We start from the raw sequence: 18123 nt of genomic DNA on the forward strand, positions 1-18123 counted from the left end.
GGCGAGATCGCACCGCGGCCGTGGTGCCGCGTGCGGCCGCCCAGCGCACCGGCACAGTGCTCCCGCATGGCCTCTTCCCCGGTAATTTCGCAAGGCCCGAGCGCTTCAACCGCCTGAATTGAAAGGCTGTTCCATGTCCGGAACATTTCATTTGTTAAACAAATGTAATTTCAATACTCGCAAGTTCTAAAATTGCGCGATCCCGATCCATCGTGATCCCCATGGACCTGCGTCCCGCGTGACACCTCCGCGCCGCCAGGGTCTGGAGAACTGTCATGCATTACCAACCGCTGGATGTGTCCAGCCTGCAGGTCGTCACTCCCGTTCTGCTCAAGCAGGGCACGCGGCTGCTCGAGCCCGACGTCTACCGCACCCATCTGGACGGGCAGCTGGCAGTGGTCAAGGACTACGGCCGGTATCGCCGCACGCTGCTGGCACCGATCGCACGGCTGATGGTCCGCCATGAGGCGCGCATGCTGCGCCGCTTGCACGGCTGGCGGCATGCCCCGGCACTGCTCGGCACGTTGGGCGGTCTGGCGCTGGGCATGGAGTTCATCCCGGGCGACACGCTCAGCGCCAGTGCGGTGGTGGGCCAGGAAGTCTTTCAACAGTTGCAGCAGGCGCTGCGTCGCCTGCATGCCTTCGGCATCACCCATAACGATCTGCACGGCACCAACGTGGTGGTCAGTGCCGGGGTGCCGGTGTTGATCGATTTCACCTCGGCCTGGCGCTTCCCGCGCTGGCTGCGGCGTGGCACGTTGGCCCGCCAGCTGCAACGCAGCGACGTGGCCAATTTCCACAAGATGCGCCAGCGCCTGGCCGGTATCGCACCCACCGCCGACGAGGCCGCGCGCAGCGCCGAGCCGGGCTGGGTGCGTGGCCTGCGCGGCGGCTGGAAGCGGCTCTATCGCCGTCTCAAACGCGGCGCGTGACTCCCTCAAGAGCCAGTAGCGCCGTCGTCAGTGCTCCACCGCCGCCGACGCGGCTGGCCCCCTGTAGGCGATCAGCGTCGGGGCGTCTGCCACGAAGCGGTCGAGCACCCCGTCGGCAATCTTGACCGGCCCGCCGAAACGCGTGGCGCCGGGAATCGAGGGGATCGCTGCCGCTTCGGCGGCGATCCGCCTGGCATCGGCGAATGCAACTGAGCCCTGCGCGTCACCGCGATTGGCGGCCTCCAGCCCGGCCGCGGTCTTCTGCAGCGCGCGGCCCCAACCCTCCATCGCCTCCAGCCATGGGCGTGATTGTTCGGCAAAGCCCTTGTCAGCGACGCCATCGCGAATGATCTGCGGCGCGGCGGCGATGTCGTCGGCGGTGCGCGCCAATGTTGCAATCGCCTGGCTGCGCGCTGCGGCATCGCCCAGTGCGATCGCCTCGCGCACCTGGTCCAGCACGGCCTTCAGGCGTGGTGCCTGCTCCTGCCAGGGCTGGCTGCCGAAGGTGGGCGCCAGATGCTGGGTATCGAAGAAGGTCAGCAACGCCGCTGTCACCCGCGCATCGCCACCGGCCAGATCGCGCGCCGCTGCATGCCAGGTGCGTTGCGCGTCGTAGCCGGTGTCGTTCCAGGCGTACGCGGTCAGCCCCATCACCGCCACGCGGCTGGGCACCTCCTGGTTCATCGGGTTGGACACGATGCCGGACAGCTCGGCCGACAGCCCGGCCTCGCGCCGCGCATACGGTGCCATCAACAAGCGCCCGGCCGAGGTTTCGAAATCGTTGACCGGGTAGTTGTCCCACAGCAGCGTCTTGCGTCCGAACGCCTTGGTGGCGGCGCGCGCATCCGGGATGGAAATGGCCGGCGGCACCACGTCGGTGCCGGTCCACTGCACCACGATCTTCGGGTCCAGGTGCTTGCGCAGCGCTTCCTTGTACGGGCTTTCCTTGGCGTCGTAATACTCGGTGGGCACCATGATCAGTTCCGATGCCGCGTCGTGGCGGGCGACCAGATCGGCCTGCACCAGATTGAGCAGATGCGACTGCGCGATGCCCGCCGCCTGCGCACCGGAATCGCCGAAGGTGGTCTTGTCGCGTTCGCAGTTCCACTTGGTGTATTCGATGTCGTCCAACGCCACATAGAAGCTGCGCACGCCCAGTGCGCGGAACGCATCGAACTTGCGCAGCAGCGCCTTGGCATCGGCGGGATCGGAAAAACACACGCTGGGCCCGGGCGAGATCGCATAGACGAAATCGACATGGTTGCGCCTGGCGTTGGCCGCCAGTTTGCCCAGCGCCTTCAAGGTCGCTTTCGGGTACGGATCGCGCCAGCGGTCGCGCGCGTACGGGTCGTCCTTGGGGCTATAGATGTAGGTATTGGCCTTGGTGCGCGCCAGAAAATCGATGTGCTTGCTGCGATCGGCCATCGACCAGGGCGCGCCGTAAAAGCCTTCGATCGTGCCGCGGATCGGCATGGCCGGGTAATCCTGGATGGTCAGCGCCGGAATGGCCGGCCGCTCCAGCAGCTGACGCAGCGTCTGCACGGCATGGAACAGGCCATCGCTGTCCTGCCCGGCCAGCGTGATCAGGCCACTACCCAGCGCGACGCTGGTCAGCGTGTAGCCTTCGGCATGGGTGTCCTGCGTCGCCTTGCTGCGCGTCAATGCATCGCGCACCACAGCCGCCTCGCCGGTGCCGATGACGATGTGCGGACGGTCGAGCGTGGCCGGCAGGCGCGAGGCGGTGGCGATCTTGCGGACGCCGGCCGCACCGAGCAGGCTGCGCACCAACGCGACCGAGGCCGGGTCCGCGCCCGGCGCGACGACCAGCACCACCGACTGGCCCAAGGCGATCGTCTCCCCGTCCAGCGCGATCGACACCGGGGTCGGGAACAGCGCCGGCTGGGTGACCGGCTCGGCCAGCGCAGGTGCGGCCAGTCCTGCCGCCACCAAGACCGAGAGCAGGCGCAGGCCCGACTTCCTGTTGCGTCGCTTCATGTCCGAACTCCGGTATTGGAATGGTATTACAGCCTAGAGTAGGCAACTCGTTGCGCGGCGACAAGCGTGTCTTGGCCTTTGGGGGTCGAGCCTGGTTTGGCCTGCTTGCCAAGCGCGTCTGCGCCGCGTGGGTGGAATGGAACCAGGCGCGCCGCTCGTCGGTGCGGTATTGAAATGGTATGCCAAGCGGGACGCTTGGCTTTGTCAGGACTACGGTTCCGGTATCAGCGACCCCGCCGCCAGGCCACCTCTTCAGATGGCACGTGGGCGTCTTCGACGCTCGATCAGAGAGCGGCTAGCAGAACGTGACCCGCCGAGGCCTCACGCTGCGCAGGAACCGACCTGGGTCCATGGCCCGTCTAAGGCGTTGATCGCATGGGCAGACGCGTCTGCGCCGCGTCATTGCCGGCCAGGGGCAGTTATTCCCGCAGTTCCGTGTTGCTCGCAACACGGCGTCGCCGCATGCATCGATCGATCGGCGTGTGCGGCGCAGGAACTCATGCGTGCGTGAATGACGCCGCCGCTACGCCAGTGGCAGGGGCGTTGCGGCCGCACCGGTTTGCCTGCACCGCGGGATTGCCCAACGCATCCATCAATCGGCGCATGCACTGTCAGCGTTGAGAAGTCCTGATGCGCGCCGCACTGCCGTCAGCATCTTTCAGCAAGCAGCAGAGGCGCCGCAACGCAGCGCCACGCGCGACAGGGCTTACAGCGCGTCGCTATCCAGCTCGCCGGTGCGGATGCGCACCACGGTACCGAGGTCGTAGACGAACACCTTGCCGTCGCCGATCTTGCCGGTGCCGGCGGCGGCCACGATGGCCTCGACCACGCGCTCGGCCTGGTCGTCGCTCACCGCCACTTCGATCTTCACCTTGGGCAGGAAATCGACCACGTACTCGGCGCCGCGATACAGCTCGGTGTGGCCCTTCTGCCGGCCGAAGCCCTTGACCTCGGTCACCGTGATGCCCGCCACCCCACAGCCGGCGAGCGCTTCGCGCACATCGTCGAGCTTGAACGGTTTGACGATGGCCATGATCATTTTCATTGGTGCGGGTCCCAGGGCATGACGGGCGCGCAGCATACCGTGGACGGCTGCAACACTCATCCCTGCCGGCCGCCGTCACCGCGGACGACAGTCGAATGGGACTATCCTTACCGCCTGCCGACTGCCTTGCCGATGTCCCGGGAGTGACGGCCTGCACTAGGCTTCCTACGGACCTGCGGAGAACACCATGATCGATTTCAATCAGCTCGACGACCTCGCCCGCCGCCTCAGCGACCTGGTGCCGCCAGGCCTGCGCCAGTCGCGCGAAGAATTGCAGAGCACCTTCAAGGGCGCGCTACAGGCCGGCCTGGGCAAGCTGGACCTGGTCACCCGCGAAGAATTCGACGTGCAACGCGCGGTACTGCTGCGCACGCGCGAAAAGCTCGACGCGCTGGAGCAGGCCGTTGCCGCACTGGAAGCGCGCGCATCCGGCGCATCGCCCAGTGCGGTGCCCGGTTCCGACACTCCCTGACCCGAGCCTTCCACCATGAGTCTGGCGCTGGTGCACAGCCGTGCCCGCGTGGGGGTGCACGCACCTGAAGTTCGGGTGGAAGTGCATCTCTCCGGCGGCCTTCCGTCCACCCAGATCGTGGGCCTGCCCGAGGCTGCGGTACGCGAATCGCGCGAGCGCGTACGTGCCGCCCTGCTCTGCGCACAATTCGAATTCCCGGCCCGGCGGATCACCATCAATCTGGCGCCGGCGGATCTGCCCAAGGACGGCGGCCGCTTCGATCTGCCGATCGCACTCGGCATTCTTGCGGCCAGTGGCCAGATCGATCGGCAGGCGCTGGCCGATTACGAATTCATCGGCGAACTCGCGCTGACCGGCGAGCTGCGTGGCGTCGATGGCGTGTTGCCGGCCGCCCTGGCTGCCGCGCAGGCCGGACGGCGGCTCATCGTGCCGCTGGCCAATGGCGCCGAGGCCGCCATTGCCGGACACGTCCAGGCCTTTACCGCGCGCACCCTGCTGGAAGTCTGTGCCGCGCTCAACGGCACCCGGCAGGCGCCTGCTGCCGAGCTGGCGGTTGCCGCCGTGGGCGCACCTGCACTGCCCGACATGGCCGACGTGCGTGGCCAGCCACATGCGCGCCGCGCACTGGAGATCGCCGCAGCCGGCTGCCACCACCTGCTGCTGGTCGGCAGCCCCGGATGCGGCAAGACCCTGCTCGCCTCGCGCCTGCCTGGCCTGCTGCCGGAAGCCAGCGAAGCCGAAGCCCTGGAAACTGCCGCAATTACCTCCATCAGCGGCCGCGGGCTAGATCTTGCCCGCTGGCGGCAGCGCCCCTACCGCGCCCCGCATCACACCGCCAGCGCGGTCGCCCTGGTCGGTGGTGGCACCCATCCGCGTCCCGGCGAGATCTCGCTGGCCCATCACGGCGTGCTGTTTCTGGATGAACTGCCAGAATGGCAGCGACAAACGCTGGAAGTGCTGCGCGAGCCGTTGGAGTCGGGTCTGGTCACGATCTCGCGGGCAGCGCGCAGCGTGGATTTCCCGGCACGGTTTCAGCTGGTGGCGGCGATGAACCCGTGTCCCTGCGGGTGGGCCGGCGATGGCAGCGGGCGTTGCCGCTGCAGCAGCGACAGCATCCGCCGGTATCGCAGCCGCATCTCCGGTCCGCTGCTGGACCGCATCGACCTGCATGTCGACGTGCCGCGTCTGCCACCGCAAGCATTGCGGACCGGCAATGTGGGCGAGGACAGCGCCAGTGTGCGTGCGCGCGTGGTCGCCGCGCGGCAGCGCCAGCTCGCCCGCGGGCCGCTGCCCAATGCGCAGCTCGACCAACCCGACACCGATCGCCATTGCCGGCTGCACAACGACGACCAACTGCTGCTGGAGCGTGCGATCGAGCATCTGCAGCTGTCCGCACGCTCGATGCATCGCATCCTGCGCGTGGCGCGCACCATCGCCGATCTCGACAACAGCGCGGACATCGCCACGCACCATCTGACCGAAGCAATCGGCTATCGCAAGCTGGATCGCGCACTGACCGCCGCAAGCGCGGCGTAGTCAGGCGACACGCACACTGTCGAGCAGTCGCCAGCTGGAGATGGATCGCGCACTTGAAACCGGCGTGTCCGAGTGGCCCATGCCGCACCGAGTGCCGGCCGTGCCCGCATGCTGGTGCGCCGTGGCTCTGTGAGCCGCTCCTGGCTGGCTGGGCCGACGCGGCAGATCCCGCGCGGTGCGGTGTCTGCAATGCCGTGCACCGATGGCAGGTCAGGGTGTGGCCATACCGGCAGCCGATCGCTCGCATGCCGCGTCGACGGGCGACGGCAGTGACAGCGCAAGCGATGGCGCGCAGCTGGCAGCCGGTCTGCGCGTGCCAACATCCACTTCATGGCCCTGCACGTACAACGACTGCCATCCCTTTGCGCAGAGGCCGTCATGAGCCGACTTCCCGAGTTGATCACCGTTGCATCGCTGGACCTGAACCGCTATCTCGGCACCTGGTACGAGATCGCCAGGTTGCCGATCCGCTTCGAGGACGCCGACTGCACCGATGTGTCCGCGCATTATTCGCTTGCCGACGACGGCAGCGTAAGCGTGCAGAACCGCTGCCTGACCGCAGCCGGCGAGCTGGAGGAAGCGGTCGGTCAGGCGCGCGCCATCGACGCGACAAATGCCAGGCTCGAAGTGACCTTCCTGCCCGAGGGGCTGCGCTGGATTCCCTTCACCAAGGGCGACTATTGGGTGATGCGCATCGACGCGGAGTACACCGCCGCGTTGGTCGGCAGTCCCGATCGCAAGTATCTGTGGCTGCTCGCGCGCCTGCCGCAGCTGGACGAAAACATTGCCCAGGCCTATCTGGCGCAGGCGCGCGAACAGGGGTTCGACCTGGCGCCGTTGATCCACACCCCGCACACCGGCCGGCTCACCGAACAACCGCTGCCCTGAGGACGCTTAGCGGCCGCTGCGACGGCCGCTGCGACTGCGCCAGGCAAGGCCGACGGCGCACGAGCACGCGCGCCGCAATGTCCGCCTCAGCCTCGATTCCATACACACCGCTGCGCGATGCCGGGCAGTGCGTCGCGCACGCCAGATGGCTCCGCGCGTTGAGACGAGTCAGGCACGGCCGTGCCGTGACCGAGCGGCCCGATCGCGGACTCACGTCCGCAGATCGGCCTGTTCGCCCGCAGCAACACGACCGGCCCCACACCGCGATCAACCCAGCCGCATCACACCGATCCTGACTCCGCCACCCTACACAACGACGGCCGGAGCAGGCAGGCCGCAGCACACATGATGCACCCGCCTGGTTGCTCCGGCCGTCTCGCCCCGTGGTTGCTGGGATGCCCCTGCTGTCGACTGCATCGAGCGTCGCAATCCGCTGCGGACTCCCCCATTGGCGGCGTTCAATCCTGCGACTCAGCCGTTGAGCGTGCCCAGATCCTTGGCGGCGGCCTGCGCGCCTTCCAGGCTGTCGAAGGCCACGCCGGTGTCGCCGACCACGTACTTGACCAGTTCGCCGTCGCGCGTGGTTTCGTGCATCTTGAAGATCGGTACCGCATCGGTACCGCCGACGCGTTCTTTCTGCGTTGCCATGGGTGATTCCTCCAGTGAGAGCGCCTTGCCGGGGACCGGACGGCCCCGCAGCCCGCCGTGGCGAGCGCAGACGCAACGACCCTAGCGCGCGACTGCGTGCAGGCGCGTGAATCCATCGGCCGCGTCAATTGCTGCATTGCAGGGGCGGCTTCCGGTAGAAAATCACATCCACTTCGCTCGCCAGACGCGCGCAATGCACGCGTGTGTCGTACATTCGCGACGTGCAGCCTCATCAGTCCATATCTGTGGTCCACATCACGCCGGCAAGGCGGGCTGCTGCGTGTGGCGACGCAGCCGTGGCAGACGCGCAGACCGTGGCGTGCAGACCGCACGGCAGGCCGCGCGCATGAGCTGGCCCCCATGCCGATGCGGGTGGTGACGTGAAGCGTCAACGCATCATCAGTCTGACCGTGCTGCTGGTGCTGCTCTGCGCAACGCTCCCGATCGGCCTGTCCTATTACCTGGCCTGGAGGCTGGCGCTGTCGCGCGAGGAAAGCAGGCTCAGCCAACTGGCGGCGCTGTCGATCCGACGGACCGAAACCGCCTTCGACGAGGCGCATGGCGCCCTGCTGAGCATGGCCGCCTCACGGCTACCGCCCTGCTCGCCCACGCATCTGGCGCAGATGCGCGCGCTGGTACTGACCAGCCACTACATCGTCGAGCTGGGGCATTTCGAGCAACGCCGCCTGCACTGCACGTCGTGGGGGTTGCTGCCCAACAGCATCCCGCAGACCCGCCCGGACTTCGTGGTCAAGCGCGGCATCGCGGTGACCACCCGGCTGCTGCCGCTGGCCAATCCGCAGCACCCCTTGATGGCGCTGCAGCTTGGCGACTACAACGTCCTGATCAATCCCGATACGCTGGCCGATATCAATATTCCGCCGGGCCTGCAGCTGGCGATCGGCACGCCCGACGGGCAGGTGCTCAGCAGCACCGGCACGGCAGCCGAGCAGTTGCTGGTGACGCCGCTCGAGGACACCGGCACCGCCGCCGCGCAGCCGCAGGTGCTGTCCGGCCGCGACCGGCGTGGCGACTGGGTCGCGGTGGTCACCGAGCCGATGGCGTACCTGCGCGGGCCGCTGGCGGCCGCACGGCTGCAAGTGGTCCCCGGCGGTATCGTGCTGGCAGTGCTGCTGGTCGGCGTGGTGCTGTGGGTGTCTCGGCGCCGCCTGTCGCCGCTGGCGCGGCTGGAGATTGCGGTGCAGCGCGGCGAATTCATCGTGCACTACCAGCCCATCATTGCGCTCGACGACGGCCGCTGTGTCGGCGCCGAGGCATTGGTGCGCTGGCAACAGCAAGACGGCGTGCTGGTGCCGCCGGATGCCTTCATTCCGCTGGCAGAAGAAAGCGGCCTGATCCTGCCGATCACCGATCTGGTGGTGGCCGAAGTCATCCGCGACCTGGGCCCTACCCTGGCTGCAGATCCGGCGCTGCACGTGGCCATCAACGTCTCGGCCGACGACATCAAGAGCGGCCGTGTGCAGTCGGTGCTGGCCCAGGCCCTGCAGGGCACCGGGGTGGACAGCGGGCAGCTGTGGGTGGAGGCGACCGAGCGCAGCCTGATGGACATCGACGCGGCGCGCACCACCATCACCCATCTGCGCGGGGCCGGCCACACCGTGTCGATCGACGACTTCGGCACCGGCTATTCGAGCCTGCAGTACCTGCAAGGCCTGCCGCTGGATGCGTTGAAGATCGACAAGTCGTTCGTGGACACCATCGGCACCCACTCGGCCACCAGCTCGGTGACCGCGCACATCATCGAAATGGCCAAGACCTTGCAGCTGCGCACCATCGCCGAAGGCGTGGAGCGCCAGGAGCAACTGGACTACCTGCGCGCCCACGGCGTGGACCTTGCGCAGGGCTGGCTGTTCTCGCGCGCGCTGCCGGCGACCGGCTTCATCGCGTATCACGCGCAGGCGCGTACCGTCTCGGCGCACGGGTTCAAGTAGGCGACCGCCGCCTTCAAGGCATCCGGCCGACAAGCCGCTTCGATGTCTTGAAGACACCATGCAGGGCCAAGGCTGCGTCATCGCGATCCCTGGCCTCGCCTGGCCCGATTGAAACGCTCAGGCTTACCGCCGCCGTCGGGCTAACACGCTGCAACCCGGGCAAGCACTCCCACCATGGCGTGGCGTCGAAGTGACGCTCGCAACCACTGCGCTGTTGCCCGGCCCACCGCGTTGGGACACCGTTCGGTGCCCTGGCTACCTACGCCAGTGACGCATGCGTGTTGCATGCGGGCACGTGGCCGCATCGCTGATGTCGGCCCTGGCCCGTTATCGAAACGGCAACCGCGACCACTGCGTCGTCGCTCGGCCAATCTCACCCGCACGCCGGTCAGGTGCCTAGCGTTTGCCCGCGCCAAACGCGCTGGCAGGCTGCAGGCAGACCCGTGGCCGCATCGCCACGCTCACCTTGCTGCATTGCGTGCCGCTGCTTCGATTACCTCACATCCAGAAAAAAGGCCGCCAAGGGCGACCTTTTTAGTATCACTCAAGCGCCCTGCAACGCAGCGCTGCGTTGGCGCACCGGCTTGGGCCGGCTGGGGAAGGCATGCCGCACGATCCGCCACATCACCTGGCCGAACTGACGCGGCAGCGAGCCGGTGTTGTAGTGCTGGCCGTAGCGCGCACAGATCTGCCTCACTTCGACCGCGATCTGCGCATAACGATTGGCCGGCAGGTCCGGGTAGAAGTGATGCTCGATCTGGTGGCTCAGATTGCCCGACAGCACGTTCATCAGCTTGCCGCCGGTCAGATTCGACGAGCCGCGCAACTGACGCAGATACCAGTGGCCGCGCGACTCGTTGCGGATCGATTCCTTCGGAAACACTTCCGCATCGGCGGTGAAGTGACCGCAGAAGATGATCACGAAGGTCCAGATGCTGCGCAGCACGTTGGCGGCCAGGTTGCCCAGCAGCACGGTCAGGAAGAACGGGCCTGCCAGCAGCGGGAACACGATGTAGTCCTTGAGCATCTGGCGGCCGATCTTGCGGCCCACCGGCAGGAACGAGGCGCGCAATTCGGCCGCCTTCATCTTGCCCGCGAACCACCGGCCCAGGCGCAGGTCCTGGATCGCCACGCCCCATTCGAACAACAGCGCAAACACCACCGCGATGAACGGCTGCAGCAGGTAGAACGGGCGCCAGCGCTGCTCGGGGAAGATGCGCAGCAGGCCGTAGCCGATGTCGTCGTCCATGCCGCGCACGTTGGTATAGGTGTGGTGCTTGAAGTTGTGCGTCTTGCGCCAGTTGTCGCCGGTGGCAACGATGTCCCACTCGTAGGTGTTGCCGTTGAGCTGAGGGTCGCCCATCCAGTCGTACTGACCGTGCATGACGTTGTGGCCCAGCTCCATGTTCTCCAGGATCTTGGACAGGGTCAGCAGCACCACACCGGCGATCCAGGCCGGAATCAGCACGCTGTGCACGAACGCGCCCAAAAACAACAGCGCGCGGCCAGCCACGCCGGTCCAGCGCACCGCCGCCACGATGCGGCGGATGTAACGCGCATCGGCGGCGCCGACCTGGGCCTGCACGCGGGCGCGGATGGCATCGAGTTCGTCGCCGAAGGACTGCAGTTCGGCAGCGGACAGGGCGCGGTTATGGACTCGGCTCATGAGGATTCCTTACAGATCCAGGATCAGGTCAGTGCTCGGGGCACTGATGCACAGGCGGACCTGTGCGGTGGGTTCGTTGCTGCGCTCACCGGTCAACAGGTGGCGCGTGGTGCCGGACTGACGCGCGCAGGCGCAGCTGTTGCAGATGCCCATGCGGCAGCCGTGCTTCGGCCGCAGGCCTTGCGCTTCCAGCCCTTCCAGCAGCGACTGGCCGCGCGGCAGGGTCAGCGTACGGCCGCTGCGTGACAGCTGGACCTGCACCTCACCGGCTTCGCCGTCATCCAGCACCGGCACGCTGAAGGCTTCGGCCTGAAACGCCGCCACCTGGCCTTCCAGCCGCGCGCGCGCTGCCTGCACGAAGCCGCCCGGCCCGCAGACCATGACGTGGCGGCTGGAGAGATCGGCGATCTGCTGCAACGGGTAGGTATCGATGCGCGCAGCTGGCGCGGCGCCTTCGCGAGTGGTCAGCAGCCGCACACGCAGGCGCGGGTGTGCAGCGGCCATCGCCTCGAATTCGTCGACGAAGCAGGCTTCGTCGCGCTGGCGCACCCAGTACAGCAGGTCCACGTCCATCGGCATGCCGGCCTGCGCGGCGGCCTGCAGCAGCGCGCGCATCGGGGTGATGCCCGAGCCGGCAGCCAGCAGCAACAGCGGCGTCGGGGCAGTCGGCAGCAACATGTCGCCGAAGGCCGGATCCAGCGACACCACCGTCCCGATCGGCGCATCGCCGGCCAGGTAGCGGCTGACCAGCCCGCCCTCGATCGCCTTGACGGTGATGGCCAGGCGGCCATCGGCCAGCACGGTCGGGCTGTAGCTGCGCAGCAGGCGGCGGCCGTCGATCTCCACGCCCAGGCTCACGTGCTGGCCGGCCTGCAGGCCCTGCCAGTGGCCGTTGGCCTGAAGCACCAAGGTCACCGCGTCGCGGCTGGCAGTGCTGCGCTCGACCAGACGGGCCATCGGCCGATCCAGCGTCCACAGCGGATTGATCCGGGTTGCCCAGAAATCGAACAGCTGTGGCGACACCAGCCGGCGCGCCAGCCGTGCGGACAGCGGGGCTTTGCTCTTTGGAGTGGATGCCAGGCTCATAGGTCGCACTATACGCATGCATGCACATGCGTGTATACAGTTGTATATTCCTAGAAGGGCTATGATTCATCCCCTCGCCCGGCCGCCGCCCCATGACCTCCATCGCCCTGCCTTCCCACGACGCGCCGCCGTCACGCAAGCCGGCGATTTCACGCGAGGACCTGATTGCCGCGGCGCTGTCGCTGATCGGCCCGCACCGCAGCCTGTCCACGCTGAGCCTCAGGGAAGTGGCACGCGAAGCCGGGATTGCGCCAAACAGCTTCTACCGCCAGTTCCGCGACATGGATGAGCTCGCGGTAGCGCTGATCGATCTGGCCGGCCGCTCGCTGCGCACCATCATCGGGCAAGCCCGCCAGCGCGCCACCTCCACCGACCGCAGCGTGATCCGCGTGTCCGTGGAGGCGTTCATGGAGCAGCTGCGCGCCGACGACAAGCTGCTGCACGTGCTGCTGCGCGAAGGCGCGGTGGGCTCGGATGCCTTCAAGCAGGCGGTGGAGCGTGAGCTGACCTATTTCGAAGACGAACTGCGCGTGGACCTGATCCGCCTGGCCGCCGCCGACAACGCCAAGTTGCACGCACCGGCGCTGGTGTCCAAGGCGATCACCCGCCTGGTCTTTGCGATGGGAGCGGTGGCGATGGACTCACCGCCGGAAAAGGACCCGGAACTGATCGAACAGATCTCGCAGATGCTGCGCATGATTCTGACCGGCGCGCGTACGCTGGGCACCCACGGCGGCTGAGCGCGGCTCACGGCGCCTCGCGCGCAGTTGTCAGGCAGTTGCTGACCGGGTGCTCATCACCACAGCGATCCGTGCTGCACGCCGCATCGCAAACCACGCGCATCCGCCTGGCGTTGCGCTCCATGGGCTTGTTCGCCGCTCTCATTCTTCGGACGGCAGCCTGCTGGCGGCGTACGTCTTGCACCCTGCGCAGTGAATGACCGGCGGGGCGGCTGTGCGCGGCAGGCGCGCGATTGGCGCGAGGTCATCACGGCAACCCATCCACCGAAGCACACTGATCGCCCATTCCCCGGCGCCCTACTCGCGCAACATCGGCCTGGCGTGCAACTGCGCGCACCACCGCATCGGTCTACCGGGAATGCTGCTCGTGTGCACAGCCACGCATCGACAACCCCAGCACCAAACATGCAGACGATTATCCAACCACTCCAAGCCTTATCCATCCCCGGCCCGCACTTTCAATCGCCAAACTGCCAGCACCTGAAAAAACATAATCAATTATTTTCATAAAGTGCTTGCATAACCAAAAACCTGCAGGTAATGTTCGCGCCCTACGCAGCACTGCCTGCACCCGGAACTGACGCACTCTCATGCACACCAGCCATTTTATCCAACGCAATCGACTGCCCGGCGCCCTTGGCGCGGCATCGTTTGCGTGCACGGCCAAACAGGACGTGCGCACCATCATCGGCTGATGTCCTGATTCAAGGAGATCGGTCACCCGATCTCCGAGGCACGCGAACGCCCTCGGATGCTGCATCCGGGGGCATTTTCGTTATGCGTTCGCAGCGAACCTGTGAATGACCGCAGTTGAAACCCGGGCATGGACTGCCCGACGACAGGGATGTCGGATTGCCACGAGGCGCGACAGCGCTGTGCCCAGGTTTCGGGCACGGGTGGTGCGTGGTCATGCACCGACTGAATTGCCGTTTGAATAAAACGGTAATCGGAAACAGTGCGGAAGATCGTCAGCGGAGTGGAGTTTATTCCAACCGGTGCGTGCGGCTGTGCCGTGGCGTATATCGATATCTTTCTCGTGTTTCTCGTTTTGGGTAACGGCTCGTGGTCGAGCGGCGGCACTATCCGCAGGCGCGGTTCAATTCCGCATTACCCACCACTGGATAGCTCAGAGGGTAGAGCAACAGATTTCAAATCTGTCTGTCGCGGGTTCGATTCCCGCTCCAAGCAATGACCTTCCCGGTCATTCCGGGGACGCAAGTCCCTTTACGGAAACGCCCATGCCGCGTGCAATCACGCAATCCATCGCTTGAATGCACGCGGCAGCGGCGGCCTCGCCGGGCGGTTGCCCTGGACGCGTCGCCCTGCGCTCGTCCGTGACTTCGCAAACCATCGCGGGGCTGCGGCAACGCATCGGCAGGCGCCAACAGCGCAGCGTGCCCCGCACGGCCGCCGTCACCGGCGTTTCCACCCTCAAACGCCGCGTTGCATCGGCACACGTTCGCCACCAGTCCGATCCGGGCGGCGCGACGGCAGTCCCTGCGGATCGGACCACCAGAGCCAACCCAAGGAGAAGTGTCATGTTCTGGAGCAAGAGGGTCGTGATCGGCGACGGCGAGCGCGGCCTGGTGTATCGGAATCGCCGGTTCGCGCGCGTGCTCGCGCCCGGCGTCTACCGCCTGTTCGACCCGCTGGGCCGTACCGAGGTCAGCGTCCACACCATCCACAGCGGCGAGGAGGTCGGCCGCGATGCCGACAGGCTGATCGACACGCTGGGCGCCGCATTGCCGCAGCACTTCGTGCTGGCGGACATCGGCAGCGCGCAGGTGGGCCTGCTGAGCCGCAACGGCAAGCTCGATCAGGTACTGCCACCGGGCACCCGCGCGCTGTACTGGCGCGGCGCAGCCACCATCGAGGTGCTGAGCCTGCCCTTGGCCGATGGCCTGCAGGTGCCGGGTGACGTGCAGCGACGCCTGCGTCAGCTCGGCACGTTGTCGCGCGTTGCCGTGTGCATGGACGTGCCCGCCGAGTCGCAGGGGCTGGTGTTCGTCGACGGCAGGCTGATGGCACCCTTCGGCCCCGGCGCCTACGCGTTCTGGAATTTCCAGAAGAACGTGGTCATCGAGGTGATCGACCTGCGTGTGCAGTCGGTCGAGGTCTCCGGCCAGGAACTGCTGACGCGCGACAAGGTATCGCTGCGGGTCAATCTGGCAGCGAGCATGCGCGTCACCGATGCCGTGGCGATGCGCACGCGCGTGGCGAAGGCGGGCGACTACCTGTACCGCCAATTGCAGTATGGGTTGCGCCGCGCCGTTGCGTCCAAGACGCTGGACGAATTGCTGGGCGACAAGGCATCGCTGGACGCGGATATCTTCGGCTATGTGCGTGGCAGCGTCGGTGGGTTCGGCATCGACGTGCTCGGCGTTGGCGTCAAGGACGTGATCCTGCCCGGCGAAATGCGCGCAATCCTCAATGCAGTGGTGCAGGCGGAGAAGCAGGCGCAAGCCAATGTGATCCGTCGGCGTGAGGAAGCCAATGCCACCCGCTCGTTGCTCAACACCGCCAAGCTGATCGAAGACAGCCCGGTACTGATGCGATTGAAGGAGCTGGAGGCGCTGGAAAAGGTCACCGAAAAGATCGACAAGCTCACCGTGTTCGGCGGCCTGGATGGCGTGCTGAAGCAGTTGGTGACGCTCAGATAGCCATGCGGGTGTGCGGCCAAGGGATTGGCCGCGCACCCGCGCAAAGGAATCAACACCATGAGTACTTCACAACAGTTCGAATGGCTGCACGCCGAAGGCAGCACCACTCCGATCAAGGGCTGGGTGCGTGGCGTGCCGCTGGAAGAACAGGCGCATGCGCAGTTGCGCAATATCGCCGCAGTCCCGTTCGTCGGGCCGTGGGTGGCGGTGATGCCCGACGTGCACCTGGGCAAGGGCGCAACCGTGGGCTCGGTGATCCCGACCCGCGGCGCCATCATCCCGGCGGCAGTCGGCGTGGACATCGGCTGCGGCATGGCGGCAGTGCGTACCACGCTGCGCGCCAGCGACCTGCCCGACAATCTGGCGCAACTGCGCTCCAGCATCGAGCGTAGCGTGCCGGTGGGCAACGGCCGGGGTGGCGAGCATCGCAATCTGCCCGACAGCATCGACACGCGGATCGCGCAATCGGGGCTGGTGCAGCGGCTGGAGGCGATCAAGCAGCAGCACCGGCGCATCCGTACCGACAAGCTGGCATGCCAGATCGGCACGCTGGGTGGCGGCAACCACTTCATCGAAATCTGTCTGGACGAGACCGACGCGGTGTGGGTGATGTTGCACAGCGGCTCGCGTGGCACCGGCAACCTGATCGGCACCTACTTCATCGAGCGGGCGCGCGAGCAACTGGCGCACCGCGTGCTGGGCTTTCATCTGCCCGACAAGGACCTGGCCTTTTTCATGCAGGGCGAGCGGTTGTTCGATGAGTACGTGGAAGCGGTGTCGTGGGCGCAGGATTACGCCCGCGAAAATCGTGAAGCGATGATGGCTCGGGTGTTGGCGGAGATGCGCCACCGCCTGCCGAAGTTCCAGCTGGAGAAGCTGGCGGTCAACTGCCACCACAACTATGTGCAAAAGGAGACGCACCATGGCGAGGAATTGCTGATCACCCGCAAGGGCGCGGTAAGCGCCCGGACAGGCGAGCTGGGCATCATTCCCGGCAGCATGGGCACGCGCAGCTATATCGTGCGCGGGCTGGGCAACGCCGAGAGCTTCCACAGCTGCAGCCACGGCGCGGGACGGGTGATGAGCCGAACCGCAGCGCGTGCGCAGATCACCCTGGCCCAGCACCGCGAGGCAACCGCACATGTGGAATGCCGCAAGGACGCGGCCGTGATCGACGAATCGCCTGCGGCATACAAGTCGATCGATGCGGTGATGGCTGCGCAGCAGGATCTTGTCGAGGTGCTGCACACGCTGCGCCAGGTGGTGTGTATCAAGGGGTGACCAAGGGCCGCAATAGCGGCCTTTGTTTCGCGACACTGTGCGATGGCATCACTGCAGAATGTCGGCGGCCTCATCCGCAAGCGCGCATGCACAGTTCAGGCATGTCGCGACGCCACTCACATCAAAGCACAAGCGTTTCACTCCCGCGCCGCCATGGTTGCGCCACATTCGCGGCCTGCCCTCGCAGGCTGCATCCATCAGGTAACCGGAGGCGGCATGAGCAATCTCGACAAGCAGGAACGCAAGGCAGAAGCACAGGACTTGAACCGCGACCCGATCTCCGGTGCTCCCGGCTCGCATCCGGTTGGCGTGGGCGTGGGCGGCATCGCCGGGGGTGCGGCAGCTGGCGCATTGGCAGGAACGGTATTCGGCCCGCTCGGCACCTTGATCGGTGCAGCCGCCGGCGTCCTGGCAGGTGCTGCGGCAGGCAAGGGCGTGGCCGAACGCCTCGACCCGACGGTGGAAACCGAATACTGGCGCCAGGAGCATCAGAACCGCCCGTACTACAAAGAAGGCACCGACTACGACCGCGACTACGCCACCGTCTACGGCTTCGGGCTGCAGGCACGCGAAACGCGCCCGACCAGCACCTGGGAAGAAACCGAGGCCACGTTGGCTGGCGAGTGGCCGCGCAATCGCGGCGAATCGCGTCTGGAATGGGATGAAGCGCGCCTGGCCGCACGCGATGCATGGGAACGTGCCGATCGCACCCACAGCGTGTATCGCGATGGCGACACGCACTATGCCGGCCGTTTCGACAGCGCCAGCTACCGCGACAGCGAATACTCGTATGACGACTATCGCCCCGCTTATCGCTATGGCATGCAGGCCCGTCAGCAGCATGCCGGCCGCCAGTGGGACGACCATCTGGAACGCGACCTGGGCGATGGCTGGGACCGCTTCAAGGCCGACTCGCGTCTGACTTGGGAAAAGGCCAAGCACGCCGTGCGTGAGGCCTTCGATTCGGATCATCATGGCGATGCGGCACGTCGCAACCCGACCGATCCGCGCGTGTAATCCGAGCACACCGGCCGCGCCAAGCGCCAGTAACCAGGAAGAAAACTGACGGGCCCGCGAGGGCCCGTTTGCGTAGGGGGGTTGTTGTGGTCTGGCCGCGTACCGGCCGACGTGCAACGCCTGGGTATCGTCGCGCGGTATCCCGTTGGGTTGCGGGATTTCCGCATGGCCAGTGGGTAAGCGACACACCGCGCTTACCTGTGCG

General features: G+C 66.5%; 15 protein-coding genes. 9 read left to right on the top strand and 6 right to left on the bottom strand.

The features are described from left to right. Positions 1-275: 275 nt before the first annotated feature. Entirely contained in the window at positions 276-932 is a 657-nt protein-coding gene (locus VZ068_RS19375; protein ID WP_349656207.1) for an RIO1 family regulatory kinase/ATPase, read from the top strand. 27 nt (positions 933-959) lie between these two features. Here the strand turns inward: VZ068_RS19375 and VZ068_RS19380 are convergent, their stop codons facing one another. Further along, positions 960-2927: a beta-N-acetylglucosaminidase domain-containing protein gene (locus VZ068_RS19380; protein ID WP_349656208.1), complete on the bottom strand. Its 1968-nt coding sequence runs from the start codon at positions 2925-2927 to the stop codon at positions 960-962. Positions 2928-3633: 706 nt separating this feature from the next. Further along, the gene (locus tag VZ068_RS19385; RefSeq protein WP_276577329.1) at positions 3634-4008 is read right to left on the bottom strand and encodes a P-II family nitrogen regulator; all 375 of its coding nucleotides are present in this window, start codon (positions 4006-4008) and stop codon (positions 3634-3636) included. A 151-nt stretch (positions 4009-4159) separates the two neighbouring features. On the opposite strand from VZ068_RS19385, the gene VZ068_RS19390 reads away from it, so the two are divergent. The 3 genes from VZ068_RS19390 (at position 4160) to VZ068_RS19400 (ending at position 6868) form a co-directional block, all read left to right on the top strand. Continuing rightward, positions 4160-4444 (top strand): accessory factor UbiK family protein, encoded by a 285-nt coding sequence (locus VZ068_RS19390; protein ID WP_259157047.1) that lies wholly within the window; start codon positions 4160-4162, stop codon positions 4442-4444. Between the two features lie 15 nt (positions 4445-4459). Beyond that, on the top strand, positions 4460-5980 hold the full coding sequence (locus VZ068_RS19395; RefSeq protein ID WP_349656209.1) for a YifB family Mg chelatase-like AAA ATPase: 1521 nt from the start codon (positions 4460-4462) through the stop codon (positions 5978-5980). Positions 5981-6358: 378 nt separating this feature from the next. Next, positions 6359-6868, top strand: a complete 510-nt coding sequence (locus VZ068_RS19400; RefSeq protein ID WP_349656210.1) for a lipocalin family protein — start codon at positions 6359-6361, stop codon at positions 6866-6868. Between the two features lie 471 nt (positions 6869-7339). On the opposite strand, the gene VZ068_RS19405 is transcribed toward VZ068_RS19400, so the two are convergent. After that, positions 7340-7516: a hypothetical protein gene (locus VZ068_RS19405; RefSeq protein WP_349656211.1), complete on the bottom strand. Its 177-nt coding sequence runs from the start codon at positions 7514-7516 to the stop codon at positions 7340-7342. A 380-nt stretch (positions 7517-7896) separates the two neighbouring features. Between VZ068_RS19405 and VZ068_RS19410 the strand changes: the two genes are divergently transcribed. Then, entirely contained in the window at positions 7897-9468 is a 1572-nt protein-coding gene (locus VZ068_RS19410; protein ID WP_349656212.1) for an EAL domain-containing protein, read from the top strand. Between the two features lie 544 nt (positions 9469-10012). Here VZ068_RS19410 and VZ068_RS19415 read toward each other — a convergent pair. Then, positions 10013-11134 (bottom strand): acyl-CoA desaturase, encoded by a 1122-nt coding sequence (locus VZ068_RS19415; RefSeq protein WP_349656213.1) that lies wholly within the window; start codon positions 11132-11134, stop codon positions 10013-10015. A gap of 9 nt (positions 11135-11143) precedes the next feature. Beyond that, positions 11144-12220, bottom strand: coding sequence for a ferredoxin reductase (locus tag VZ068_RS19420; RefSeq protein ID WP_349656214.1), 1077 nt, complete (start codon positions 12218-12220; stop codon positions 11144-11146). Between the two features lie 92 nt (positions 12221-12312). Here VZ068_RS19420 and fabR point away from each other — a divergent pair, with 92 nt between their 5' ends. Next, on the top strand, positions 12313-12960 hold the full coding sequence (gene fabR, locus VZ068_RS19425) for an HTH-type transcriptional repressor FabR (protein WP_005989260.1): 648 nt from the start codon (positions 12313-12315) through the stop codon (positions 12958-12960). A 415-nt stretch (positions 12961-13375) separates the two neighbouring features. Here fabR and VZ068_RS19430 read toward each other — a convergent pair whose 3' ends face one another. Then, positions 13376-13681: a hypothetical protein gene (locus VZ068_RS19430; RefSeq protein ID WP_349656215.1), complete on the bottom strand. Its 306-nt coding sequence runs from the start codon at positions 13679-13681 to the stop codon at positions 13376-13378. An 817-nt stretch (positions 13682-14498) separates the two neighbouring features. Here VZ068_RS19430 and VZ068_RS19435 point away from each other — a divergent pair. The 3 genes from VZ068_RS19435 (at position 14499) to VZ068_RS19445 (ending at position 17918) form a co-directional block, all read left to right on the top strand. Continuing rightward, the gene (locus tag VZ068_RS19435) at positions 14499-15620 is read left to right on the top strand and encodes a slipin family protein (RefSeq protein WP_259157073.1); all 1122 of its coding nucleotides are present in this window, start codon (positions 14499-14501) and stop codon (positions 15618-15620) included. 57 nt (positions 15621-15677) lie between these two features. After that, complete coding sequence (locus VZ068_RS19440; protein ID WP_349656216.1) at positions 15678-16901, top strand: RtcB family protein; 1224 nt, start codon at positions 15678-15680, stop codon at positions 16899-16901. Positions 16902-17117: 216 nt separating this feature from the next. Then, complete coding sequence (locus VZ068_RS19445; RefSeq protein ID WP_259157076.1) at positions 17118-17918, top strand: hypothetical protein; 801 nt, start codon at positions 17118-17120, stop codon at positions 17916-17918. Positions 17919-18123 lie beyond the last annotated feature (205 nt).

It is taken from the genome of Xanthomonas sp. 10-10 (genome assembly GCF_040182365.1).
GTDB classification, from domain to species: Bacteria; Pseudomonadota; Gammaproteobacteria; order Xanthomonadales; family Xanthomonadaceae; genus Xanthomonas; species Xanthomonas arboricola_F.